Origin of the sequence: Streptomyces sp. NBC_01635 (assembly GCF_045209715.1) — a bacterium.
GTDB lineage: Bacteria > Actinomycetota > Actinomycetes > Streptomycetales > Streptomycetaceae > Streptomyces > Streptomyces hirsutus.
Map to the genome: position 1 here is coordinate 5099407 of NZ_CP109277.1, position 23094 is coordinate 5122500.

A 23094-nucleotide genomic window follows, 5' to 3' on the forward strand; every position below is an offset into this window, starting at 1 on the left:
CGTGAACCCGAACCTTCGGGGCCTCGGGTTCCGGGCCCCGGATCTCAGCCGTCGGGCCCCGGGGCCGGCTCCGCGCCGGACACCTTGCCGTAGTCGTTGTGGGTGCGGAACTCCTCGGCGAACCGGCCCGCGGTCCAGCGGTAGGTGATCACGTTCTCGCCCGACGGACTCGACACCGGGTCGCCCCGGTCGTACACCTGCATCGTCACCACCAGGTCCCCGCGGTCGATCTCCGCGTACACGGGGGGCTCCTCGGCCCGGAACGCGTTCACGTACGCACCGTCCTGGTCGCGGTACACGTACGAACCGACGCCCACCGCGTCTCCGCAGGTCAATACGTTGACGACGACGTCGTTCGCGGTCCCTCCGGTGAGGTTGCCGTAGCTCACGTCGACGGGGTACTCGTCGGCGACACACGGCTTCAGGAGCCGCTTGACCTCGGCCGAGACCAGGGGATCGTCCTTGATCAGCCGCACGGCGTCCACCCGGCTGGCAGCCGAGACCGGCGCTTTCGAGCCGGTGGCCGTGGACGTGGGGGGACTCGCCGCCGAGTCCGCGTGCGCGGGGCCCTCGTCGCGGGCGCCGGTGCCGCCCGTTCCGCAGGCGGTGACGGAAAGGGTGAGGGCGACGAGCACGGACGTCGCCGTGGTCGCCGCCCGGGCGGGTCTTTGGACCCGCATGGTTTTCGCGCCGGTCAGGCCGCGCAACGCTCCCGCTCCTCACGCTCCAGCGCGCGTGCGTCCAGCTCGCGGGCCTCCAGCTCCTCGCGGAGCCGGGTGAGGGCCCGGTGCAGCGTGCTCTTGACCGTTCCGGCCGACATGCCGAGTGCGGCGGCCGTCTCCTCCGTGGACATCTGCTCCCAGTGTCGCAGCACCACCACACTGCGCTGCTTCGGGGCGAGCACTTTCAGCACGTCCATCAGGAGGGCACGGTCGGCGTGCTGCTCGGTGGCGTCGTCCACGCAGGCGTCCGGGAGCTGCTCGGTGGGCACCTCCTCCAGCCTGCGGGCACGCCACCACTCGGTCCGGGTGTTGATCATGACGCGGCGCAGGTAGGCGTCGGCCAGCCGCTTGTCGGCGATCCCGTCCCAGCGGCCGTACGTCCGGGCCAGCGCGGTCTGCAGCAGGTCCTGCGCGTCGACGGGGTCCGGCACCAGACGACGGGCGCTGCGCAGCAGCGCGTCCTGCCGGGTACGGACGTACTCCTCGAACCCGAGCACCTCGCCCTGCGCCATGGTGAACCGCCTTCCGCTCCCCGTACCGGCCCGCCCGTGCGGCCCGGTCCCCCTGCTGTGGTCCGTGCTGGTCGTGCCCCTGCGCGCCGTGTGCTGCGCGCTGCGTGCGGGGCATGGGAACGAAGGTACGGAGGCGTTGTCACGGCACTGTGCGGAGCAGCCTGCGGCCTGCCCTCGGCTGTCCGTCGGTTGTGTAACGGAAGTAGGGACGAGGTAAAGCGGTGGGAGAGTTGGGGAGCCTATGGGGTGATGTGTGCCGCACGGGCGGGTGCACGGGTGCGGCGGACGCGCGGACAGGTGTGACGACACGGCCCGTCCGCAGGTGAGCAGGCCGGCGCCGGCCCGGTCGGCGGGTACGGCCGTCGGGCACGGCGGCCGGGTCAGGTCATCGGCAGCCGGTAGAGGCCGCCGGGCAGCGGCTCGACCAGACCGTCGGCGACCAGGCCGTCCAGCGCGCGGGCGCGCTGCACCGGCTCCTGCCACACCCGGTCCAGGATCGCCTGCGGTACGGGACTGTGCGCCTCCCGGAGCACGGCCAGCAGCCGCCCGCGGACTTGGCGGTCCGTGCCCGCGTACGTCTGCCCCCGGCGCGGCGGGCCGTCGTGCGCCGGCTTGTCGGCGAGCCGCCAGGCGCACTGCGCGGCGATCGGGCAGCGATGGCACGACTCGTTCTTCGCCGTGCACACCAGCGCCCCCAGCTCCATGGAGGCTGCCGCCCACCGTGCGGCGGTCCGCTCGTCCTCGGGCAGCAGCGCGCGGGCGAGCCGGCGCTCGGCGGCCGTGGTGGCGTTCGGCGGGTACTGGACACCGGTCACCGCCCGGGCGAACACCCGGCGCACATTGGTGTCCAGCACGGCGTGCCGCTGCCCGTACGCGAACGACGCCACGGCGGCGGCCGTGTACTCGCCGATGCCGGGCAGCGCCAGCAGCTGCGCGTGGTCGGCGGGTACGTCGCCCCCGTGCCGTTCCGTTATGGCGGCGGCGGCACCGTGCAGCCGCAGCGCACGGCGCGGGTAGCCGAGCCGGCCCCAGGCGCGGACGGCCTCACCGGGCGCCTCGGCGGCGAGGTCGGCGGGGCGCGGCCAGCGGGCCAGCCACTGCTCGTAGACCGGCAGGACCCGGTTCACCGGGGTCTGCTGGAGCATGAATTCGCTGACCATCACCCCCCATGCGCCGGCCTCCGGGCGTCGCCACGGCAGATCCCGGGCGTGCTCGTCGAACCAGTCGATGACGGGGGAGTGGAGCTGCGCTCCGGGAGCGTGCTCGGACGAGGGATCGGCGGTGCCGTCGGGCTGGGGCTTCGTGAGAGCAGTCATGGCCTCTCGATCCTGCCACGACCACCGGCGTGAACGGGGAATCCGCCACCCCGTCGTGCCGCAATGACGGTCGGAGCCATGGCCAGAGCTGCAAGGGACGCGATCGCGAACACGGGAGTGTCGGAGTGCGGAGCTCCCGGCGGCGAGGGCCGCCCCCGCACCCCTCGGTCACGGACCGTAGATGAAGCGCTCGTATGATCACACTCCGCGACGGTCGCGTGCCGTGCCTGAGGGAGAGCGGGAACTGGCAGCCGTTTCCGGGATGATGATCCGGAAAAGTTGAGCTCTCGGCGGCGGGTGGGATCTGCGAAGGCCCGGATCTCTCGTAGAGTTTGCGCCGTGGGATCTCTGCGCAATCCGGTCGGGCCGCTTCCCTCCTCCATCTACTGGCGCAGGAGGGCCGTACTGCTGTCCCTGCTGGGCGTGTTGGCGTTGCTGATCACCTGGGTCGTCGTCTTCCGCGGCGGGGACAGCGGCGGACACGGCAACGGGGCCAACGGCAAGAACCCCGCACCCTCCACCATCGCTCCAGGACCGTCGAGTTCGGGGCCGGCGATCAGTCAAGCACCGGGCGGCCGGGACGAGTCCGGTGGCGAGGGCTCGGGCGGCTCCTCGAGCGGCACCGGCACGGGGGACGACGGGGCGAACGGCGACCCCGGTGACTCCGGTGGTGGCGGATCGGACGGCGGCGGCGACGGCGGGAGCAGCGTGGGCGGCGGCTCCGAGGGCGGTACGACGGCGGGGGTCGGCGCGGGTGACGCGCTGCCGGCCGGGTCCGGGCTCCCCAACTGCACCGCGGCCGCAGTCAAGTTCAGCCTGCGCAGCGTCCGCAACTCCTACGAGCCCGACGAGACGCCCACCTTCCGGCTGACCGCGCGGAACATCTCCGGAAGCGACTGCAAGGTCGATCTCGGCCCGAAGAGCACAGTGTTGACGATCACTCAGGCGGCCGCCGACGACGACACGTACTGGGCGTCGGACGACTGCCCCAAGGACGCGGGGAGTCTGATGTTCCGGGTGCCCGCGGGCGACGGCATCACGTATACCGTGAAGTGGGACCGCAAGCCGAGCGCCCCGCAGTGCGCGACGCCGCCGGCCGGGTCGGCCAAGGCGGGCACGTACCTGGTCGAGGCGAAGGCGCCGGGGTTCGCGAAGGTGCAGACGTCCTTCGTGCTGAAGAACGCCTGACGCGCGACGCGCCCTGCGGGCCCCGGGCCCCGGGCGCAACACGTCCCCGTGCACCGGCCCGGTCGTACCGGGAGTCCTGGTCGTACCGGGAGTCCTAGACGTACCGCTCCAGGATCGAGCTCTCCGCCAGCCGCGACAGGCCCTCCCGGACGCTGCGGGCGCGGGCCTCGCCGACGCCGTCCACCGTCTGGAGGTCGTCCACGCTGGCGGCCAGCAGCTTCTGCAGGCCGCCGAAGTGCTCCACCAGGCGGTCGATGATCGCGCCCGGCAGCCTCGGCACCTTGGCGAGCAGCCGGAAGCCGCGCGGGGACACGGCCGAGTCCAGTGTCTCGGGGGAGCCGGTGTAGCCCAGGGCGCGGGCCACCGTGGGCAGATCCAGCAGTTCCGCCTGGGGGAGGCCGTTCAGGTCGTGCAGGGCCTGGTCGACCGTGCGGGAACGCTTGGCGGTGGGCTCGGGCACGTAGTCCCGCACGACCAGCTCGCGCTCCGGCTCCACGCCCGCGATCAACTCGTCCAGCTGAAGGGCGAGAAGACGGCCGTCGGTGCCCAGTTCGACCACGTACTCGGTGATCTCGGTGGCGATGCGGCGCACCATCTCCAGCCGCTGCGCGACCGCCGAGACGTCCCGCACGGTCACCAGGTCCTCGATCTCCAGTGCCGACAGCGTGCCGGCCACCTCGTCGAGGCGGAGCTTGTAGCGCTCCAGTGTCGCGAGAGCCTGGTTGGCGCGGGACAGGATCGCCGCCGAGTCCTCCAGGACGCGGCGATGCCCGTCCACGTAGAGCGCGATCAGGCGCATCGACTGGGAGACCGAGACCACCGGGAAGCCGACCTGCTTGGAGACCCGGTCGGCGGTGCGGTGCCGGGTGCCGGTCTCCTCGGTCGGGATCGTCGGGTCCGGCACCAGCTGGACACCCGCCCGCAGGATCTTCGACAGGTCGGACGACAGGACTATGCCGCCGTCGAGCTTGCACAGCTCGCGCAGCCGGGTCGCGGTGAACTCGACGTCCAGGACGAAACCGCCGCTGCACAGCGTCTCGACGGTCTTGTCGGAACCGAGGACGATGAGGCCGCCGGTGTTGCCCCTCAGTACACGCTCCAGGCCGTCACGGAGGGCGGTGCCGGGTGCCACGGCACTCAGCGAGGCGCGCATCAGGCGGTCGGAACCGGCGCTCCCGCCGGACTTTCCGGGAGCTGCTGCCCGGTCGTTGGCTGCCACTGCACTCCTCCGGTCGCGATGTCTGGGCCGCCCCCGCTCAGGGTCTCCCGTGGGGATCATGCCGGGCTCGCGGGGCCGGGCACGCGCATCTGCGGCGTGGTCGTCGGTCGCCGACGCTCCGCGTCGACTCCCTCCTCCGCCCTACAGTTGCACGCATCCGGCCCCGCTCCCTGTCCGGCAAGATCCAAACGGGAGACCCTCACGCACTCGGTTCGTACGGACGGGCGAGACCAGGGCAAAGTCTACCGGCGGTCCTCCTCGTCCCGGGGGGCGTCCCGGCGACGCGAGCGCGGAAGGACACGCAGGGCGTCCCCTATGTCCGCGACTTCCAGAACCTTCATTCCTGACGGGATTTTGCCCGGATCGCCCGGCACGAGCGCGTGCGTGAAACCCAGGCGGTGCGCTTCGGAAAGCCGGCGCTGTACCCCCGTCACCCGCCTGACCTCACCCGCGAGCCCGACCTCGCCGATCGCGACCAGGTTCTTGGGCAACGGGGTGTCGCTCGCCGCCGACGCGAGGGCGAGCGCGATCGCCAGATCCGCCGCCGGCTCGGAGAGCCGCACCCCGCCGACCGTCGCGGAGTAGATGTCCCGCTTGCCCAAGGCGCTGATGCGCCCGCGCTGTTCCAGCACCGCGAGCATCATCGAGACACGCGAGGTCTCCAGCCCGGAGGTGGTGCGGCGGGGGGAGGGGATCTGCGAGTCGACGGTGAGCGCCTGCACCTCGGCGACCAGCGGGCGGCGGCCCTCCAGCGTCACCGTCAGACAGGTGCCCGGCACCGGCTCCGCACGGCGGGTCAGGAACAGCCCGCTGGGGTCGGCCAGGCCCGTGATGCCCTCGTCGTGCAGCTCGAAGCAGCCGACCTCGTCGGTGGTGCCGTAGCGGTTCTTCACGCCCCGGACCAGGCGCAGCCGCGCGTGCCGGTCGCCCTCGAAGCTCAGGACGACGTCCACCAGGTGCTCCAGCAGGCGCGGCCCCGCGATCGAGCCGTCCTTGGTGACATGGCCCACCAGCAGCGTGGCCATCCCGCGCTCCTTGGAGGCGCGGATCAGCGCGCCCGCCACCTCGCGCACCTGGGCCACGCCGCCCGGCGCGCCGTCGAGTTCCGGGGAGGCGATCGTCTGCACCGAGTCGAGGATCAGCAGGGACGGCTTCACCGCGTCCAGATGGCCGAGGACGGCGGACAGATCCGTCTCGGCGGCGAGGTACAGGTGGTCGTCGATGGCGTGGATCCGGTCGGCACGCAGCCGGACCTGGCTCGCCGACTCCTCGCCCGTGACATAGAGCGTGCGGTGCTCGTCGCTCGCCGACTTGGCCGCGACGTCCAGCAGGAGCGTGGACTTGCCGACGCCCGGCTCGCCCGCGACGAGCACCACCGCGCCGGGGACGAGCCCGCCGCCGAGCACCCGGTCCAGCTCGGGAACACCGGTGGAGCGGGCCGTGGCCTGACGGCCGTCGACCTGGCCGATGGGCACGGCGGAGGTGGTGACCCGCCCCGGAGCCGTCGTACGGACCGCGGGCACGCCGTACTCCTCGACCGTCCCCCAGGCCTGGCACTCGGGGCAGCGGCCGAGCCACTTGGCCGTCTGCCAGCCGCACTCGGTGCAGCGGTAGGACGGTCGGTCCTTGGCGGTTTTGGTACGGGCAGCCATGGTGGGAACGGTAGCGCCCGGCACTGACAGCCGGACGCGCAGTGCCCGGTCGCCGGTCCCGGGACCGGGCCGATTTCCCCGTCCCACCCGTGGGGCGAGGGGTTCTCACCCCCGATTGAGGGATCGTTTCACCCGTACGGATTAAAAGTGCGCAGGGCTCCGGGAGGGGTCGGCTCCGGCCGCCTACGGTCGCCGAATGACGAGCAGTGGCCCGGAGATCCCGACCCGCACGACCGGCACACACCGGGCGCACCGGGAGGTGCGCGACCGCGGGGCCGCGCACACGCCGGCACACCGGCCGTCCACCTGCCACGAACCGTGTCTGGACGGTCTGTTCACCTACTGCCTGTCGGTGCTGTGCGACCACGACGCGGCGATCGCCGCCCTGGCCGACGTCCTCACCCTCGCGGAGCGCCGCGGCCGGCACCTCCCGGACGCGTCCGGGGACCGCAGGGCCTGGCTGTACGCGCTGGCCCGCTGGGCCTGTCTGCGCAAACTGGCCGAGGTCCGGCAGAAACCCCAGGTCACCCACGCGGCGGACCGGGTGGTCCGGCAGCGGGCGGCGCGGACCGCCACCGCCCCGGCCGTCTCCGAGGAGGTGCGGGAGCAGCGCCGCCGTGAACTGGCCCTGCTCGCCTGGCCGGAGGCCGCGGGCACCACGCCGGAGCAGCGTGAGGCGCTCGAACTCGCCGTCCGGCACCACCTCGGAGTCCCCGAGGTCGCCGCCGTGCTCGGCATGGAACCGGGCGCCGCCCGCGAACTGCTCGCCTCCGCCGCCTGCGAGGTCGAGCGCACCCGCGCGGCGCTCGCCGTCGTCGAGACCGGCGCCTGCCGGGGAGTGGCGCATCTCACCGGCGACAGCCGGCTCGTGCTCAGCAGCGCGCTGCGCCGCGAACTCGTCCGGCACGTCGACGACTGCCCGCGCTGCCGCCGCACCGCCGGGCGCGCCCTCCCCGGCCGCTGGCCCGGCGCCGGCGTCGCCCCCGAGACCCTGCACGTCCTTCCGGCTCCCGAAGCGGCCCTGCGCACCGCCCTGGCGCACCACCCCCGCGCGCGGGGCGGCGTGCCCCGCTTCGACCGGCGCGGCTTCCCGATGGACCCCAAGGACCGTGTCGCCCGCCGGAACCGGCTGCGCGCGCGTGCGGTCACGACGACCGTCGTCGCCACCGTCGTCGCCGCTCCCGTGCTCGCGCTGTACGCCGCCTACCGGGGCACCCCCGTCGGCGAGGCCCGGGACGGCAGGTCGGCCTCCGCGCGGGAGGCCGACCTGCCCCTCGACCTCTACGGCGAGGGCTCGGGCGGCTACGAGAACACCGGCAACGCCGACACCCGGCCCGGGGGCGGCTCCGGCGAGGACGGCGGGAACGACAGGGCGGACGTGTCCGTGGAGGTCGTCGGGGTCACCGGCGCAGGCCACAAGGGCGCCGCCGTGCTGGGTGTCACCGCCGGTCACAGCGGCGACACCACACTGGTCACCCTCACCGCGCGGGGCGCCGCGCCGGTCCGCTGGTCCGCGTCGACGGGGGCGCCCTGGCTCTACCTGAGCCAGTCGTCGGGGACGCTCCGGCCGGGGCAGTCGCTGAGGATCAAGGTGTACGTCGACCGGCTGCGCGAGCCGTCCGGCCCCTGGAGCGCGCGGGTGGCGGTCTCGCCCACCGGCGCCGTGGTGACCATCGACGGACACGGCAACGCCCCCGGCTCCTCCTCCGGTACCCCCCTTCCCGGTCACTCCGGGGCTCCCGGTCGTCCGGGCAGCCCGGGAACCCCGCACCCCGGCCCTCCGGGCACGCCGCCCCCGAGCTCCGGTGACCCGGGCGGGCCCCCGCCGTCGTCCCCCGCCCCGGACCCGACGCCCACGTCACCGCCTCCGTCGGAGCCCGCCCCGAGCGACCCGCCCCGGTCGCCCGACCCGGAGCCCACGGATTCGGCCCCCGGCGGCCCGGCGGCCCCCGCCCGGCCGACGGACCCGGCGTCCCCGCCCGCAGAGAAGGGCGGCGGGGACATCGGCGATGACATCCGCAGCGCCCTGAGCCCGTCCGCTCCGTGACTGCCGTGACTGCCGTGACTGCCGTGACTGCCGTGACCACCGTGACCCGAAACCGGTGACCCGTGTGTCCCGCGCCGGGGAGGCGGGTCAGGCGGGATCCGCCGGATGCGGTGCCAGCAGCGGGAGCTGCGAGGCGAGCCGCTCCTCGCACAGCTCGGCCAGCCGGTCGTAACCGGCCTTGCCCATCAGCTCGGTCAGCTCCGCCCGGTAGGACACGTACACGGGGTCGCCCGCGCCGTGCGCCGAGGTCGCCGACGTGCACCACCAGTGCAGGTCGTGGCCGCCCGGACCCCAGCCCCGGCGGTCGTACTCACCGATCGACACCTGCAGCACGCGCGTGTCGTCGGGCCGGTCGATCCAGTCGTAGGTCCGCCGGACCGGCAGCTGCCAGCACACGTCCGGCTTGGTCTCCAGCGGCTCGCGGCCCTCCCGCACGGCGAGGATGTGCAGCGAGCAGCCCATGCCGCCGGCGAAGCCCGGCCGGTTCTGGAAGATGCACGAGCCCTGGAAGGGGCGGGTCTGACGGTCGCCGTCCTCGTCCTCGGAGACCCAGCCGTTCCGGGTGCCCTCGTCGTGGTTCTGCCAGATGTCCGGCGTCAGCCTCGCCACATGGCCCGCGACCCGCTTCTCGTCGTCCTTGTCCGAGAAATGCGCCCCCAGGGTGCAGCACCCGTCGTCCGCGCGGCCCGCCTGGATGCCCTGGCAACCGCTGCCGAAGACACAGTTCCAGCGAGAGGTCAGCCATGTCAGATCGCAGCGGAACACCTGCTCCTCGTCCGCCGGATCGGGGAACTCCACCCACGCCCGAGCGAAGTCGAGGCCCTTCTCGTCGTTCGGCGGCACCTGCGACGGACCGTCGACCGGTTTGGCCTTCTTGGCCTGCTTGGTCATTTTGTCCGCCTTTTCAGCCTTCGCCTTTTTCGTCTTTGGCACTCGTCCAGGGTAAGTCGCCCGGATCGTTGTCCTGTACCGGACCTACTGCGACGGAGCGGACTTTTGACCGTGTCGCGCGCAGTAGCGTGCCGTACATGAGACTCGGTGTCCTCGACGTGGGTTCGAACACGGTGCATCTGCTGGTGGTCGACGCGCACCCCGGGGCGTGCCCACTGCCCGCGCACTCGCACAAGGCGGAGCTGCGCCTGGCCGAGCTGCTGGACGCCGACGGAGCGATCGGACCCGGCGGGACGGACCAGGTGATCCAGATCGTTCACGGGGCGCTCCAGGCCGCCGAGGACAAGGGTGTCGAGGAGTTGCTGCCGTTCGCGACCTCGGCGGTGCGCGACGCCCGCAACGTGGGCGAGGTCCTCGAGCGTGTGCGGGCGGAGACCGGAGTCGATCTCCAGGTCCTCACCGGTGCCGAGGAGGCCCGGCTGACCTTCCTCGCCGCCCGCCGCTGGTTCGGCTGGTCGGCGGGAAAGCTGCTGGTCGTCGACATCGGCGGGGGTTCCCTGGAGATAGCCTTCGGCATCGACGAGGAGCCCGACGCCGCGGTGTCGCTGCCGCTGGGCGCCGGCCGCCTCACCGGCACCTGGCTGCCCGGCGACCCGCCGGCACCGGACGACGTGCGGGCACTGCGCCGGCACGTCCGCGCGGAGATCGGCCGTACGGTCGGCGAGTTCAGCCGTCTCGGTCCGCCCGACCACGTGGTGGCCACCTCCAAGACCTTCAAGCAGCTCGCCCGCATCGCGGGCGCCGCCCGCTCCACCGAGGGCCCGTACGTCCCGCGTGAGCTGAAGCACCAGTCCCTGGAGGGATGGGTGTCGAGGCTGTCCGGGATGACCACCACCGAGCGCGCCGCGCTGCCCGGTGTCTCCGAGTCGCGCGCCGGCCAGCTGGTCGCCGGGGCGCTGGTCGCGGAGGCCGCGATGGACCTCTTCGGGGTGGAGTCCCTGGAGATCTGTCCCTGGGCGCTGCGCGAGGGCGTCATCCTGCGCCGCCTGGACCACATGGGACCCGCGTAGCCGCGCACCACGTGACGCGACCGCCCGCACCACGTGACGCGACCGCCCGCACCACGTGACGCGACCGCCCGCCGCGCGGGGATCGACGAGCCGGGACCGTGCGGGGATCGACGAGCCGGACCGTGCGGGCCTGTGAGCCGGATCGCGCGTGGGTGGGTGAGCCGGGACCGTGCGGGCTTCGACGGACCGGAACCGTACGGCCGCCGTCCGGTTAGCTCGCTCACACGGCGGCCTCCGGACCGCGGCGCCGCCGGACGGACGAAAAGTGCCCCGTGCGCTGCGGTCATGTGCTCGTGGCCGCGGCGGACGCCTCCGGCCGAAGCCCGTCGTCCGCGTCCCACCCGTCGAACGCACCCCGTACGCTGTCCCTCGTGGCAGATCCAGCGGTGCGCATCCCGGATGCGAAGGTCGCTCTGTCGACGGCCTCCGTCTATCCGGAGTCGACGGCGACGGCCTTCGAGATCGCCGCACGCCTCGGGTACGACGGTGTCGAGGTCATGGTGTGGACCGATCCGGTCAGCCAGGACATCGAGGCGCTGCGCCGCCTCAGCGACTACCACCGCATCCCCGTCCTGGCCGTGCACGCCCCCTGCCTGCTCATCACGCAGCGCGTGTGGTCCACCGACCCCTGGACCAAGCTCCAGCGGGCCCGTACCGCCGCCGAGAAGCTCGGTGCCGCCACGGTCGTCGTTCATCCGCCGTTCCGCTGGCAGCGCCAGTACGCCCGCGACTTCGTCGACGGAATCTGGCGGATGGCCAACGAGACGGATGTGCGGTTCGCCGTCGAGAACATGTACCCGTGGCGCTACCGCGACCGCGAGATGCTCGCCTACGCCCCCGACTGGGACGTCACCAAGGACGACTACCGCCACTTCACGATCGATCTCAGCCACGCCTCGACCGCCCGCACCGACGCCCTCGGGATGCTCGACCGCATGGGCGACCGCCTCGGTCACGTCCACCTCGCCGACGGCCGGGGCTCGGCCAAGGACGAGCACCTCGTGCCCGGCCGCGGCGACCAGCCCTGCGCCGAGGTGCTGGAGCGCCTGGCCCTCAACGGCTTCGACGGCCATGTCGTCATCGAGGTCAACACCCGCCGTGCCATGTCCGGCGCCGAGCGCGAGGCCGATCTGGCGGAGGCGCTGGCGTTCACCCGCCTGCACCTGGCGTCGGCGAAGTCCGGGGCCCTCGGGTCCTCGACGGCGACCTCGGCGCTGCGGTCGCCTCGCCGATGACCGGCGGCACCGGGCCCGGCAGCCCGGAGGCGTCTCCCGGAGGTCCCGGCAGGGAGTCCGGCGGCCCGGCCGAGTCGGTCCCGGACACGTCTGCCACCGCCCCGGACCCGCCGCCCGACCGCCCCGGCGCCGCTCCCCGGCGCCGTGGCCGGCCCCCGCGCACGGAGTCGGCCGACACCCGGGACCGCATCCTGGACGCTGCCCGCGAGGAGTTCTCCGAACGCGGGTACGACAAGACATCCGTACGGGGCATCGCCAAGTCGGCCGGGGTCGACTCCGCACTGGTGCACCACTACTTCGGCACCAAGGAGCAGGTGTTCGAGGCGGCCGTCGAGGTCGCCTTCGCCCCGGTGCTCAAGGGCCGGCGAGCCGTCCTCGACGCTCCGTTGGAGGAGGTCGGCGAGCGGATGACCCGGATGATCCTCGGCCTCTGGGAGAACCCGGTGACCCGGACCCCGCTGCTCGCGATCATCCGGTCCGCCGTGAACAACGAGACCGCCGCCGGTGTCTTCCGCCGCCTGGTCGCGGGCCAGCTGCTGCGCCGTATCGCCGGGCGGCTCGACCTGCCGGACGCCGAACTGCGCGCCGAGCTCGCCGCGGCCCAGCTGGTCGGGATCGCGATGGTCCGGTACGTGATCAAGGTCGAACCGCTGGCCTCGGCGGACGTCGAGCAGATCGTCGAGCGGGTGGCGCCGGTGGTCCAGGGCCATCTCACCGGCCGCTGAAGCGCCGCGCCCCCGCGCGTACCGCGGTCTGCGTACCGCCCCCGCACTGAGACACGTATCCCGCATCGCGGACACCCTGTCCCGCCCACTGGATGACGGGCGTACGCTCGACGACAGTCAGGAATCTCTGACCCCGCACCCCGAGAAGGTCTGAAGGAGCGAGCGACGATGCCCGAGCTGAGGTCCCGCACAGTCACCCACGGCCGCAACATGGCGGGTGCACGCGCCCTGATGCGAGCCTCCGGTGTACCGGGTGCGGACATCGGCCGGAAGCCGATCATCGCCGTGGCCAACAGTTTCACGGAGTTCGTCCCCGGCCACACCCACCTCGCGCCGGTCGGCCGGATCGTCAGCGAGGCGGTCGTCGCGGCCGGCGGCATCCCGCGCGAGTTCAACACGATCGCCGTCGACGACGGCATCGCGATGGGCCACGGCGGCATGCTGTACTCCCTGCCCTCCCGCGACCTGATCGCGGACAGCGTGGAGTACATGGTCGAGGCCCACTGCGCGGACGCCCTGATCTGCATCTCCAACTGCGACAAGATCACCCCGGGCATGCTCAACGCCGCCCTGCGGCTGAACATCCCGACGGTCTTCGTCTCCGGCGGCCCGATGGAGTCCGGTCGGGCGACGCTGGTCGACGGCACGGTCCGCACGCTGGACCTGGTCGACGCGATGGTCGACGCCGCCAACGACAAGATCTCCGACGCCGACGTCCTCCGTATCGAGGAGAACGCCTGTCCGACCTGCGGCTCCTGTTCCGGCATGTTCACCGCCAACTCGATGAACTGCCTCACCGAGGCCATCGGCCTGTCCCTCCCGGGCAACGGCTCGGTCCTCGCCACCCACACGGCCCGCAAGGCGCTCTACGAGGACGCCGCCCGCACGGTCATGGACATCACCCGCCGCTACTACGAGCAGGACGACGACACGGTCCTGCCCCGCTCCATCGCCACCGTCGCCGCCTTCGAGAACGCGATGACGCTGGACATCGCCATGGGCGGCTCCACCAACACGATCCTGCACCTGCTGGCCGCCGCCCAGGAGGCGGAGGTCCCCTTCGGCCTGACCGAGATCGACGCCCTCTCGCGCCGCGTGCCCTGCCTGGCGAAGGTCGCGCCGAACGTCGCCAAGGACCGCACGTACTACATGGAGGACGTGCACCGCGCGGGCGGCATCCCCGCCCTGCTCGGCGAACTGCACCGCGCGGGCCTGCTGAACGAGGACGTGTACTCCGTCCACAGCCCGACCCTGGCCGACTGGCTGAAGACCTGGGACATCCGCGGCGGCTCCCCGTCCCCGGAGGCCGTGGAGATGTGGCACGCGGCCCCCGGCTGCGTGCGCTCCGCCGAGGCCTTCTCCCAGTCCGAGCGCTGGGACACCCTCGACGAGGACGCCGAGGGCGGCTGCATCCGCTCCGCCGAGCACGCCTACTCCAAGGACGGCGGCCTGGCGGTGCTGCGCGGCAATCTCGCCGTGGACGGCTGCGTCGTCAAGACGGCCGGTGTCGACGAGTCGATCTGGACCTTCGAGGGCCCGGCGGTCGTCTGCGAGTCGCAGGAGGAGGCCGTCGAGAAGATCCTCACCAAGCAGGTCAAGGAGGGCGACGTCGTCGTCATCCGCTACGAGGGCCCCAAGGGCGGCCCCGGCATGCAGGAGATGCTCTACCCGACGTCGTACCTGAAGAGCCGTGGCCTCGGAAAGGCCTGCGCCCTGATCACCGACGGCCGCTTCTCCGGCGGTACCTCCGGTCTCTCCATCGGCCACGCCTCCCCGGAGGCGGCCTCGGGCGGCACCATCGCCCTGGTCGAGGAGGGCGACCGCATCCGCATCGACATCCCGAACCGCTCGGTCGAGCTGCTGGTCGACGAGGCCGAGCTGGCCCGCCGCGAGCAGGCACTGGACGGTGCGTACGCCCCGAAGAACCGCGAGCGCAAGGTCTCGGCGGCGCTGAAGGCGTACGCGGCGATGGCCACGAGCGCCGACAAGGGCGCGGTGCGGGACGTGTCGAAGCTGGGCTGACGCCTTTCGCACGCACCAGGGCCGCCCTCCGTAGCACCGGGGGCGGCCCTTGTGCGTGCGGCGATCCGTGTGTGCCGCGCTCCGCTACCAGCCCGCCGGCTCCCGTCCGTCCACGGCGAACACGGTGCCGTCAGGTGCGGACGCGTAGACGCGACCACCCGCGACCACCGGCTCGGGCAGTGAGGCGACCACTCGATCCGCAGCTGCCCCGAGCCGGGGCGCGGTCTGCCCGAGCAGCCGTCCGGTTCGGGCGTCCACGGCGAGCAGGCGGCCGTCGGGAGCGGTGACGTACACGTGCCGCCCGTCGGAGACGGGCGCGGATCCGTGACTGATACCCGTTTCCAGGTGCCACACCCGCTTGCGCGCCTTCAGGTCCACGGCCTCCAGCGAACCGCCCTGGGCCAGGAGATGGACGACGTTCCCGCGCACGGTGGCACGAACGTCGTGGCGAGGAACCGGCAGAGGGACTCGGAGCGACGCTTTGGACTTCGGGGAGTAGCGGACCAGGCCGGTAGTGGTGCCGTCCCGCGGATCGCCGGAAAGGAAGAAGACGGATCCGCCCCCGACGCCGATGGGCTGCAGCGCTCCCTCCATCCGGACATCCCACCGCGGTTCCCCTGTGCCCGGGTCGACCGCCGTGACCCGCGTGTGCGACCCGTCGTACGACGTGCTCGTCGCGTAGGCCAGCGGGTCTGCGGCGAACGAGGCGAGGGGCGTGCCGCTGTGGCCCGGTAGGGAGCGGTTCCACTTCGTGGCACCCGACGAGCTGTCCACACCGGTGACCGTTCCGTCCACGCCGGTGAGCAGCAGCATGTCACCCACGTACCGGACCGAACCGCCCTCGGGCACGTCCCGTTGCCAGACCTGTGCGCCCGAGGCGGGATCCAGCCCCTCGACGAACCCGTCCCCGCCCACGGACGACTGGACGATTCCGCCCGAGACGACCGGAGGGCGACTGACGGCCCGGTCGGATGTCGTGCGTTGCCACATCAGACCTCCGTCGGCCGGGTCCAGGGCGAAGGCCACATCGCGCTGAGCGCAGAGCAACTCGTCTGCGCCGTAGGAGCAATGCGGCATGCCCCCGTTCCCGGACACCGGCTCCGCCTCCCACGCGCCGAACGTGGCCGACGGGGTACGGACAGGCGCCTCTGCGGGGGAGTCCTCTTCCGAGCCGGCCAGTTGGACGGAGGCGGCTCCCGATGCCACGAGCACCAGCGCGGCGCCTGCCATCAGGACGTTGCGGCTCAGCCGTTTCCGGGACGGTCGTCGTGGTCGCCGAGGAGAGGGAGCCGGTGCCGCCTCCGCACCCGTCCTCTGCGCCGGTATGAACGCCTGGGTGTCATAGGACGCCGCCATCGAGCGGAGTTCCCGCATCAACTCGTCCGGTGTCGGCCGGTTCTCGGGCTCCTTGGCGAGACAGCGCAGCACGAGCGTCGCCAGCTCTTCCGGTATGCCGGTCAGATCGGGCTCGTCGTGCACCACCTGATAGGCGACGACATAGGGGCTGTCGGAGTCGAACGGCCCTCGCCCGGTCGCCGCGTGGACCACCACCGATCCCAGTGCGAAGATGTCCGCGGCAGGTCCGACCTCCCGCGGCCGCCGGAACTGCTCGGGCGCCATGAACGGCGGCGTGCCGATCAACTTCCCCGTCTCGGTGCGCAGTTCACTGTCCGTCGGCCGAGAGATACCGAAGTCGATGACCTTCGGTCCGTCCTCGGCGAGCAGCACATTGCTCGGTTTCAGGTCCCGGTGCACCACCCCGACCCGGTGGATGTCGCGCAGTGCCTCGGCCAGCCCCGTCATCAGGCGGCGCAGCTGCGCCGGTGTCATCGGGCCGTTCCGCTTCACCTGCTCCGCGAGCGTCGGTCCGGGAATGAACAGGGTCGCCATCCAAGGCCGTTCCGCCTCCGGATCGGCGTCGACCACGGGCGCGGTGAACGCACCGCTCACCCTGCGGGCCGCCGCCACCTCCTGCCGGAACCGTCCCCTGAACTCGCGATCCCGGGCGAACTCGGCGTGTACGACCTTCACCGCGAGCTTCAGACCGGAGGTGCTGCGGGCCAGGTGCACCACACCCATGCCCCCGGAGCCAAGAAGGGACTCCAGCCGGTAGTGACCGGCGTACTCCGGAAGTTCCGCTTCCGCACCCGCTCCGGCCTTCCGCTGTGGCGCCATGGGACCACCCCCGTGCTGTTCGTCCGCGCGCGCGACGCACGGAGCCTAGTCGATGTCTCGTACGGGACCGAGGCGGCTTGCCGGTATCTGTGTGCGAGTTGAGAACTGGTGTTTCATGGAGTGATTCAGGGGAATCAAAGTGATCCCATCGCAGTCATGGGGTTCAACGGGGGAGGTTTTTCATGTCTGTTGACCGCATCGAAGAGGTCGAGTCGGGCACGGAGGAAGCCGTCACGACGGCGGCGGCCGCAGCTGTCCGTTATTACCCGGTCGCCCCGGGCGTCCAGCTGAATGTCCGCAGCGGTCCGGGAACGAGCTACGGCATCGTCCGCACCCTGCCCGTGGGCGCGCAGGTGCCGATCTACTGCCAGACGCCGGGTACGACGGTGACGGGCCCGTACGGCACGTCGAACATCTGGGACAACATCAGCAACGGCCAGTACGTCTCGGACGCCTACGTGAAGACCGGCAGCGACGGCTACGTGGCCTCGCGCTGTGCCTGACCGACCACCACCACCACTGTCAGGAGCACTCACGATGTCCGGAAGAGGCAGATCTGTTCTGCTCGCAAGCGCCGGAGCTTTCCTCATGCTGCTGGGAACGGCGTCGGAAGCCGCAGCCCTGCCGTACTACCCGGTCGCCCCGGGCGTCCAGCTGAATGTCCGCAGCGGTCCGGGAACGAGTTACACCATCGTCCGCACCCTGCCCGTGGGCGCGCAGGTGCCGATCAACTGCCAGACGCCGGGTACGACGGTGACGGGCCCCTACGGCACGTCGAACATCTGGGACAACATCAGCAACGGCCAGTACGTCTCGGACGCCTACGTGAAGACCGGCAGCGACGGCTACGTGGCCCCGCGCTGCGGCTGATCCCGCCCGATCCCGGGTGATCCCGCCCGGGACCGGGTGATCGCGGCCGATCCCGCTCGGAGCCCGTGGGGGCGCCGGAGCCATAATCGAAGCGTGAGCGCAGAGAACGGTACCCCGGACGACCACCCCGCGGGCTCCCCGGGAACCCCCGTCGGCCCCCGCCCCGAGCCCATCCGCTTCTTCGGCACGACCTGGGTCGACCACGACAGCGGCTACGCGGCCCGCCGCATCGGCGTCGCCGTCGGCTCGCTCGCCGCCGCGGCCGCCGCCTGCTTCGTCCTGCGCATCGCCTACCAGGGCTTCCGGATCGCCGAGGTCGGCGGTTTCGTCACGCTCCTCATGGTCGTGATGTTCGCGGTCTGCAGCGCCCTCGCGTTCGGGCACACCTGGGAGGCGTTCAAGCGCCGCCCCGACCCCGACCGCCAGCGGTCCCTCCGCGGCCTGCTCACCGTCGGCTTCGTCGGCTCCCTCCTCGCCTACTTCTTCCGCTCCCTCGCCGAGGCCCCCGGCGAGAAGCTCCACCGCGAGGAGTACGAAACGGCCCGCGCCCAGTACGCGAAGCGGATGTCCCGCCGCTCCGGCAACCCCAAGAAGCGCCGCCGCTCCTGACCGCCGCAGGGAAACCGCCGGCCTGCACCGAACGGTTCCCTCCCTCCACCACCGCGTGCTTCCCCGCGTCCTCCGCGCCGGCCCGCCTCCGCGCCGGGCTGCCGCCCCGCGCACCGGTTCGCCCCGTGCCGACGCCCTTCGCGGGCCGCTGCCGCCGCGCGCCGCGCCGTGCCTTCCACCTCGTGCCTTCCACTTCGCGCCGCGCGCCGTACACCGCGCCGCGTCTCCCTTCGGCATGCCCGTTCGCCCCGCGCGGTCGTCCTCCGCCCCCGCGCGGCCGAACCCTGCCCCCAGCGTGAACCGCCCCGTCACCGCTTGACGTGTCCCGCCCCCGAGAGGATTATTCATCACATGATGAATTACTCCTCCGGTGCTCCGCACCCGGACACCGGCGAGGGAGAACCTCCCGCCGTCCGCGCCCAGGACCTCACCGTCGTCCGAGGCCCCCGCACCGTCCTGCGCGACCTCGACTTCACCGTCCCGCGCGGGCAGGTCACCGGTCTCCTCGGCCCCTCCGGCTGCGGCAAGTCGACCCTGATGCGGGCCATCGTGGGCACCCAGGCCAAGGTCACCGGCACGCTGGACGTGCTCGGCCTCCCCGCGGGCCACCCCACCCTGCGGACCCGCATCGGCTACGTCACCCAGGCCCCCTCGGTCTACGACGACCTGACGGTCCGGCAGAACCTCGACTACTTCGCCGCGGTCCTCGACCCCGGCCGCGCCGCCGCCGACCGCCGCCGGGACAACGTCACCCGGGCCATCGCCGACGTCGACCTCACCACCCACTCCGACGCCCTCGCCGGCAACCTCTCCGGCGGCCAGCGCAACCGCGTCTCCCTCGCCGTCGCCCTCCTCGGCACCCCCGAGCTGCTGGTCCTCGACGAGCCCACGGTCGGCCTCGACCCCGTCCTGCGCCGCGACCTCTGGCAGCTCTTCCACGCCCTCGCCGCCGACCGGGGAGCCAGCCTGCTGATCTCCTCCCACGTCATGGACGAGGCCGAGCGCTGTCACCGCCTCCTGCTCATGCGCGAGGGCGAGATCCTCGCCGACGACACCCCCGACGCCCTCCGCACCGGCACCGGATCCGACACCGTCGAGGCGGCCTTCCTGCATCTGGTGGACGCGGCCGCCGCAGCAAGCCGCACGAAGGAGACCTCGCGATGAGCACCCCCCGTACGACGACACGTCCCTCCGTGCCGACGAGCTCCCTGAACGCCTCGCGCACCCTCGCCACCGCGGCCCGGGTCCTGCGTCAACTCCGCCACGACCCGCGCACGATCGCGCTGATGCTGCTCGTCCCCTGCCTGATGCTGCTCCTGCTCCGCTACGTCTTCGACGGCAGCCCGCGCACCTTCGACAACATCGGCGCCTCGCTCCTCGGGATCTTCCCGCTGATCACGATGTTCCTGGTCACCTCGATCGCCACCCTGCGCGAGCGCACCTCCGGCACCCTGGAACGCCTCCTCGCCATGCCGCTCGGCAAGGGCGACCTGATCGCCGGCTACGCCCTCGCCTTCGGCGCGATCGCGATCGTCCAGTCCGCCCTGGCCACCGCACTGGCGGTCTGGTTCCTGGGACTCGACGTCGTCGGCAGCCCGTGGCTGCTACTCCTGGTGGCCCTGCTCGACGCCCTCCTCGGCACCGCCCTCGGCCTCTTCGTCTCGGCCTTCGCGGCCTCGGAATTCCAGGCGGTCCAGTTCATGCCGGCAGTGATCTTCCCCCAGCTCCTCCTGTGCGGACTCTTCACCGCGCGCGCCGACATGCACCCCGTCCTGGAGGGCATCTCCGACGTCCTCCCCATGTCCTATGCCGTCGACGGCATGAACGAGGTCCTCCGGCACACGGACATGACCGCCCCCTTCGTACGCGACATCCTGATCGTCGCCGGCTGTGCCCTGCTGGTGCTCGCCCTCGGCGCGGCGACCCTGCGCCGCAGGACAGCCTGACCCGCCCCCTCCGGAGCCCCTGGCGCCTGCGTCCGCCACCGTCCGCCCATCGGACATCACCCCGCCCCCACGCCCCCCGGGTGCGAGGATGAACCAGGACGACGCGCCCACTCCGGAGGACATCCCCAGTCATGGCTCAGAAAGTCGCAGTCCTCGGCACCGGCAAGATCGGTGAAGCCCTGCTCAGCGGAATGATCCGCGGCGGCTGGGCCCCCGCCGACCTCCTGGTCACCACCCGCCGCCAGGAGCGGGCCGACGAACTCCGCGCCCGCCACGGAGTCACCCCGGTCTCGAACCTCGAAGCCGCCAAGACCGCCGACACCCTGATCCTCACGGTCAAACCGCAGGACATGGGCACCCTCCTCGACGAGCTGGCCCCGCACCTCCCCGCCGACCGCCTGATCATCAGCGGCGCCGCGGGCATCCCCACCTCCTTCTACGAGGACCGCCTCGCCGCCGGCACCCCGGTCGTCCGCGTCATGACGAACACCCCCGCCCTGGTCGACGAGGCCATGTCGGTCATCTCCGCCGGCAGCCACGCCACCCCGGAGCACCTCGCCCACACCGAGGAGATCTTCGGCGCCGTCGGCAAGACGCTCCGCGTCCCGGAGTCGCAGCAGGACGCCTGTACCGCCCTGTCCGGCTCCGGCCCGGCGTACTTCTTCTACCTGGTCGAAGCCATGACGGACGCCGGCATCCTGCTCGGCCTGCCCCGCGACAAGGCCCACGACCTGATCGTCCAGTCCGCGATCGGCGCCGCGACCATGCTCCGCGACAGCGGCGAGCACCCCGTACGGCTCCGCGAGAACGTCACCTCCCCCGCCGGCACCACCATCAACGCCATCCGCGAACTCGAGAACCACGGCGTACGCGCCGCCCTCATCGCCGCCCTCGAGGCCGCCCGTGACCGCAGCCGCGAACTGGCCTCCGGCACCAAGGACTGAGGACGGGCCCCGCCCGGGGCGCCCCTGACCGGGCGCCCCGTCGGCCACTGCCCCTCACGTCGCTCCGGCGAGCACGTCTGCCGCCCTCACCACGCGCGCGAACCCGCCCCCGTGCAACGTCACCGCCGACGCCTGCGCCACCTCGTCCGCGTCGAGCTGCCAGCCGAACGGCCCCTCCACGTCGAAGGTGTACGTCGCGTCGAACACGACCACCACGTCGTACCCGAGGTTCCCGCCCACCCGGGCCGTCGTCTCCACACACATGTTGGTCTGGATCCCGACCAGCACCACCTGGGCGATCCCCGCGTCCTTCAGCCAGGCGCCGAGATCCGGGGTGCCGTGGAACGCCGAGTTCACGCTCTTCGTCACCAGCAGCTCGGCGCCCCCGCCTCCCTTTCCGCGCCGCTGTTCCACGTACTCCTTGAACCCGTTGCCCGGCTGTCCCGGACGAAGGGGTGAGGCCGGCTCGACCGAGTCGTGCCGCACGAACACCACCGGCCGCCCCGACGCCTGCCACACATCGATCAGCCCGGCGATGTTCCCGTCCGCTCCGGGATGGTTCCGCCGCCCCCAGAAATCGAGGTCCTCGAAGCCCTGCTGCACGTCGACGACCACCAGCGCCGCGTTCTCCGCAATGTCCATGACCCCGATCGTGCCGCCCCCGCACCCCGCCTCCCAGAGGTACGGGGGCCAACGACCGACGACTTACTGCCAAGCGAGCCGGCCGCCCGGCACGGACGCGGGGGCCGGCACGGACACCGAAGTCGGCGCCGGCGCTACCTCCCGGAGCCTGCCCCGGTTCCGGACGCGGGGAGCAGGCCGATGGCCCGATAGGCGGCGTCCACGACCGGCCGCGCCATGGCGCGAGCCCTTTCCGCTCCGTCCCGCAGGACCCCCTCCACATGACCGGGGTCCGCGCACAACTCCTTGTGCCTTTCGCGCAATGGCTTCAGCACCTCGACCACGGCCTCCGCGGTGTCCTTCTTCAAAGCCCCGTACGACTCGTAGGCATCGCCCAGCGTCTCCGGGTCCCCGCCCGAGCACGCCGCCAGAATCTCCAGCAGATTCGCCACCCCGGGCCGTTCCTCCCTGTCGTACACGACGTCGCGTCCGCTGTCGGTCACCGCCCGCATGACCTTCTTCCGCACCACGTCCGGTTCGTCCAGCAGATAGACGATCCCCGGCCCGACGTCGTCGCTCTTCCCCATTTTCGACAGGGGGTCCTGCAGATTCATCACCCGCGCCGCCACGGCCGGATGGGTGGCCCGGGGCACCACGAAGGTGTGCCCGTACCGCTGGTTGAACCGCACGGCCAGATCCCGCGTGAGCTCCACGTGCGGCGCCTGGTCGTCCCCCACCGGCACCTCGTCCGTCCCGTACGCCAGGATGTCCGCCGCCATCAGCACGGGATACGTCAGCAGCGACAGTCGCACACTCCCGCCCCGCCGCTGCTCCCGCGCGGCCTTCTCCTTGTACTGGACCATCCGCCGCATCTCGCCGTCGGTCGCCACGCACTCCAGCACGTACGACAGGCGGGTGTGCTCGTCCACATGGCTCTGCACGAACACGGTGCACAGCTTCGGATCCACCCCGGTGGCCAGCAGCAGCGTCGCCGCCTGCCGGCTCAGTCTGCGCACCCGTGCGGGATCGTGGTCCACGGTCAGCGCGTGCAGATCGACGACGCAGAACAACGCGTCGGCCCGGTGCTGGTCGACCGCGGCCCACCGCCGCATGGCCCCCAGGTAGTTCCCCAGCGTCAGATGCCCGGTCGGTTTGATCCCACTGAAGACCCGTGTCATCGCTTCCTGTCTCCGTCTCCTGGTTGTGCCCGCCGCCCCGGCCGGCCGCTCCCGGAGTCCTGAGGGCCGGAGCCCTGGAGGGAGAAACGAAAACGGCCACCGGAGCGGCGGCCGTTGAGCGCATACGTACGGACGGCCGCTGTCAGGCGGCC

21 protein-coding genes are annotated in these 23094 nt (G+C 72.2%); 12 read left to right on the forward strand and 9 right to left on the reverse strand.

Features of this window, described 5'->3' with window-relative positions:
• Positions 1-44: 44 nt before the first annotated feature.
• From OHB56_RS23805 to OHB56_RS23815, 3 genes are all read right to left on the reverse strand, one after another.
• On the reverse strand, positions 45-707 hold the full coding sequence (locus OHB56_RS23805) for a hypothetical protein (protein WP_406355542.1): 663 nt from the start codon (positions 705-707) through the stop codon (positions 45-47).
• A complete protein-coding gene (locus tag OHB56_RS23810) occupies positions 695-1234 on the reverse strand; it encodes a SigE family RNA polymerase sigma factor (protein ID WP_326754060.1) in 540 nt (179 codons plus the stop codon). The genes OHB56_RS23805 and OHB56_RS23810 overlap by 13 nt, the downstream gene beginning before the upstream one ends.
• Before the next feature lie 380 nt (positions 1235-1614).
• Positions 1615-2550: an A/G-specific adenine glycosylase gene (locus OHB56_RS23815; protein ID WP_406355544.1), complete on the reverse strand. Its 936-nt coding sequence runs from the start codon at positions 2548-2550 to the stop codon at positions 1615-1617.
• Positions 2551-2889: 339 nt separating this feature from the next.
• Between OHB56_RS23815 and OHB56_RS23820 the strand changes: the two genes are divergently transcribed.
• The gene (locus tag OHB56_RS23820) at positions 2890-3738 is read left to right on the forward strand and encodes a hypothetical protein (protein WP_326754062.1); all 849 of its coding nucleotides are present in this window, start codon (positions 2890-2892) and stop codon (positions 3736-3738) included.
• A 94-nt stretch (positions 3739-3832) separates the two neighbouring features.
• On the opposite strand, the gene disA is transcribed toward OHB56_RS23820, so the two are convergent.
• Both disA and radA read right to left on the reverse strand, forming a co-directional pair.
• Positions 3833-4957, reverse strand: coding sequence for a DNA integrity scanning diadenylate cyclase DisA (gene disA / locus OHB56_RS23825; RefSeq protein ID WP_326754063.1), 1125 nt, complete (start codon positions 4955-4957; stop codon positions 3833-3835).
• 242 nt (positions 4958-5199) lie between these two features.
• Positions 5200-6609, reverse strand: coding sequence for a DNA repair protein RadA (radA, locus tag OHB56_RS23830; protein WP_326754064.1), 1410 nt, complete (start codon positions 6607-6609; stop codon positions 5200-5202).
• 196 nt (positions 6610-6805) lie between these two features.
• On the opposite strand from radA, the gene OHB56_RS23835 reads away from it, so the two are divergent.
• Positions 6806-8656 carry a BACON domain-containing protein gene (locus OHB56_RS23835; protein WP_326754065.1) on the forward strand — a complete coding sequence of 617 codons (1851 nt, stop codon included), beginning with the start codon at positions 6806-6808 and terminating at the stop codon, positions 8654-8656.
• 87 nt (positions 8657-8743) lie between these two features.
• Here OHB56_RS23835 and OHB56_RS23840 read toward each other — a convergent pair whose 3' ends face one another.
• A complete protein-coding gene (locus OHB56_RS23840; RefSeq protein ID WP_326754066.1) occupies positions 8744-9589 on the reverse strand; it encodes a hypothetical protein in 846 nt (281 codons plus the stop codon).
• A 95-nt stretch (positions 9590-9684) separates the two neighbouring features.
• On the opposite strand from OHB56_RS23840, the gene OHB56_RS23845 reads away from it, so the two are divergent.
• From OHB56_RS23845 to ilvD, 4 genes are all read left to right on the forward strand, one after another.
• Positions 9685-10617, forward strand: a complete 933-nt coding sequence (locus OHB56_RS23845; protein ID WP_326754067.1) for a Ppx/GppA phosphatase family protein — start codon at positions 9685-9687, stop codon at positions 10615-10617.
• A gap of 371 nt (positions 10618-10988) precedes the next feature.
• Positions 10989-11852: a sugar phosphate isomerase/epimerase gene (locus OHB56_RS23850; protein ID WP_326754068.1), complete on the forward strand. Its 864-nt coding sequence runs from the start codon at positions 10989-10991 to the stop codon at positions 11850-11852.
• Positions 11849-12577: a TetR family transcriptional regulator gene (locus OHB56_RS23855; RefSeq protein ID WP_326754069.1), complete on the forward strand. Its 729-nt coding sequence runs from the start codon at positions 11849-11851 to the stop codon at positions 12575-12577. The genes OHB56_RS23850 and OHB56_RS23855 overlap by 4 nt, the downstream gene beginning before the upstream one ends.
• Before the next feature lie 168 nt (positions 12578-12745).
• The gene (gene ilvD / locus OHB56_RS23860; protein ID WP_055597192.1) at positions 12746-14599 is read left to right on the forward strand and encodes a dihydroxy-acid dehydratase; all 1854 of its coding nucleotides are present in this window, start codon (positions 12746-12748) and stop codon (positions 14597-14599) included.
• A gap of 84 nt (positions 14600-14683) precedes the next feature.
• Here the strand turns inward: ilvD and OHB56_RS23865 are convergent, their stop codons facing one another.
• A complete protein-coding gene (locus OHB56_RS23865) occupies positions 14684-16774 on the reverse strand; it encodes a protein kinase domain-containing protein (RefSeq protein ID WP_406355550.1) in 2091 nt (696 codons plus the stop codon).
• A 182-nt stretch (positions 16775-16956) separates the two neighbouring features.
• Between OHB56_RS23865 and OHB56_RS23870 the strand changes: the two genes are divergently transcribed.
• From OHB56_RS23870 to proC, 6 genes are all read left to right on the forward strand, one after another.
• Positions 16957-17277 (forward strand): SH3 domain-containing protein, encoded by a 321-nt coding sequence (locus OHB56_RS23870; protein ID WP_326754071.1) that lies wholly within the window; start codon positions 16957-16959, stop codon positions 17275-17277.
• A gap of 85 nt (positions 17278-17362) precedes the next feature.
• Positions 17363-17644, forward strand: coding sequence for an SH3 domain-containing protein (locus OHB56_RS23875; protein ID WP_406355552.1), 282 nt, complete (start codon positions 17363-17365; stop codon positions 17642-17644).
• Between the two features lie 93 nt (positions 17645-17737).
• On the forward strand, positions 17738-18253 hold the full coding sequence (locus OHB56_RS23880; protein WP_326754073.1) for an EamA/RhaT family transporter: 516 nt from the start codon (positions 17738-17740) through the stop codon (positions 18251-18253).
• A gap of 351 nt (positions 18254-18604) precedes the next feature.
• The gene (locus OHB56_RS23885; RefSeq protein ID WP_406355554.1) at positions 18605-19417 is read left to right on the forward strand and encodes an ABC transporter ATP-binding protein; all 813 of its coding nucleotides are present in this window, start codon (positions 18605-18607) and stop codon (positions 19415-19417) included.
• On the forward strand, positions 19414-20199 hold the full coding sequence (locus OHB56_RS23890; RefSeq protein ID WP_055598005.1) for an ABC transporter permease: 786 nt from the start codon (positions 19414-19416) through the stop codon (positions 20197-20199). The genes OHB56_RS23885 and OHB56_RS23890 overlap by 4 nt, the downstream gene beginning before the upstream one ends.
• A 131-nt stretch (positions 20200-20330) precedes the next feature.
• Entirely contained in the window at positions 20331-21143 is an 813-nt protein-coding gene (gene proC, locus OHB56_RS23895; RefSeq protein ID WP_055596064.1) for a pyrroline-5-carboxylate reductase, read from the forward strand.
• A 54-nt stretch (positions 21144-21197) separates the two neighbouring features.
• On the opposite strand, the gene OHB56_RS23900 is transcribed toward proC, so the two are convergent.
• Positions 21198-21785 (reverse strand): cysteine hydrolase family protein, encoded by a 588-nt coding sequence (locus OHB56_RS23900; protein WP_326754075.1) that lies wholly within the window; start codon positions 21783-21785, stop codon positions 21198-21200.
• Positions 21786-21919: 134 nt separating this feature from the next.
• The gene (trpS, locus tag OHB56_RS23905; RefSeq protein WP_326754076.1) at positions 21920-22942 is read right to left on the reverse strand and encodes a tryptophan--tRNA ligase; all 1023 of its coding nucleotides are present in this window, start codon (positions 22940-22942) and stop codon (positions 21920-21922) included.
• Positions 22943-23094 lie beyond the last annotated feature (152 nt).

What these genes read in the sequence shown, in the direction of transcription:
- OHB56_RS23870 (WP_326754071.1), top strand. Translation starts at nt 16,957, where the DNA reads ATGTCTGTTGACCGCATCGAAGAGGTCGAGTCGGGCACGGAGGAAGCC.
- OHB56_RS23875 (WP_406355552.1), top strand. Translation starts at nt 17,363, where the DNA reads ATGCTGCTGGGAACGGCGTCGGAAGCCGCAGCCCTGCCGTACTACCCG.
- OHB56_RS23885 (WP_406355554.1), top strand. Translation starts at nt 18,605, where the DNA reads ATGATGAATTACTCCTCCGGTGCTCCGCACCCGGACACCGGCGAGGGA.
- OHB56_RS23865 (WP_406355550.1), bottom strand. Translation starts at nt 16,774, where the DNA reads ATGGCGCCACAGCGGAAGGCCGGAGCGGGTGCGGAAGCGGAACTTCCG.
- OHB56_RS23810 (WP_326754060.1), bottom strand. Translation starts at nt 1,234, where the DNA reads ATGGCGCAGGGCGAGGTGCTCGGGTTCGAGGAGTACGTCCGTACCCGG.
- OHB56_RS23845 (WP_326754067.1), top strand. Translation starts at nt 9,685, where the DNA reads ATGAGACTCGGTGTCCTCGACGTGGGTTCGAACACGGTGCATCTGCTG.
- OHB56_RS23890 (WP_055598005.1), top strand. Translation starts at nt 19,414, where the DNA reads ATGAGCACCCCCCGTACGACGACACGTCCCTCCGTGCCGACGAGCTCC.
- proC (WP_055596064.1), top strand. Translation starts at nt 20,331, where the DNA reads ATGGCTCAGAAAGTCGCAGTCCTCGGCACCGGCAAGATCGGTGAAGCC.
- OHB56_RS23900 (WP_326754075.1), bottom strand. Translation starts at nt 21,785, where the DNA reads ATGGACATTGCGGAGAACGCGGCGCTGGTGGTCGTCGACGTGCAGCAG.
- OHB56_RS23815 (WP_406355544.1), bottom strand. Translation starts at nt 2,550, where the DNA reads ATGACTGCTCTCACGAAGCCCCAGCCCGACGGCACCGCCGATCCCTCG.
- OHB56_RS23835 (WP_326754065.1), top strand. Translation starts at nt 6,806, where the DNA reads ATGACGAGCAGTGGCCCGGAGATCCCGACCCGCACGACCGGCACACAC.
- OHB56_RS23855 (WP_326754069.1), top strand. Translation starts at nt 11,849, where the DNA reads ATGACCGGCGGCACCGGGCCCGGCAGCCCGGAGGCGTCTCCCGGAGGT.
- trpS (WP_326754076.1), bottom strand. Translation starts at nt 22,942, where the DNA reads ATGACACGGGTCTTCAGTGGGATCAAACCGACCGGGCATCTGACGCTG.
- ilvD (WP_055597192.1), top strand. Translation starts at nt 12,746, where the DNA reads ATGCCCGAGCTGAGGTCCCGCACAGTCACCCACGGCCGCAACATGGCG.
- radA (WP_326754064.1), bottom strand. Translation starts at nt 6,609, where the DNA reads ATGGCTGCCCGTACCAAAACCGCCAAGGACCGACCGTCCTACCGCTGC.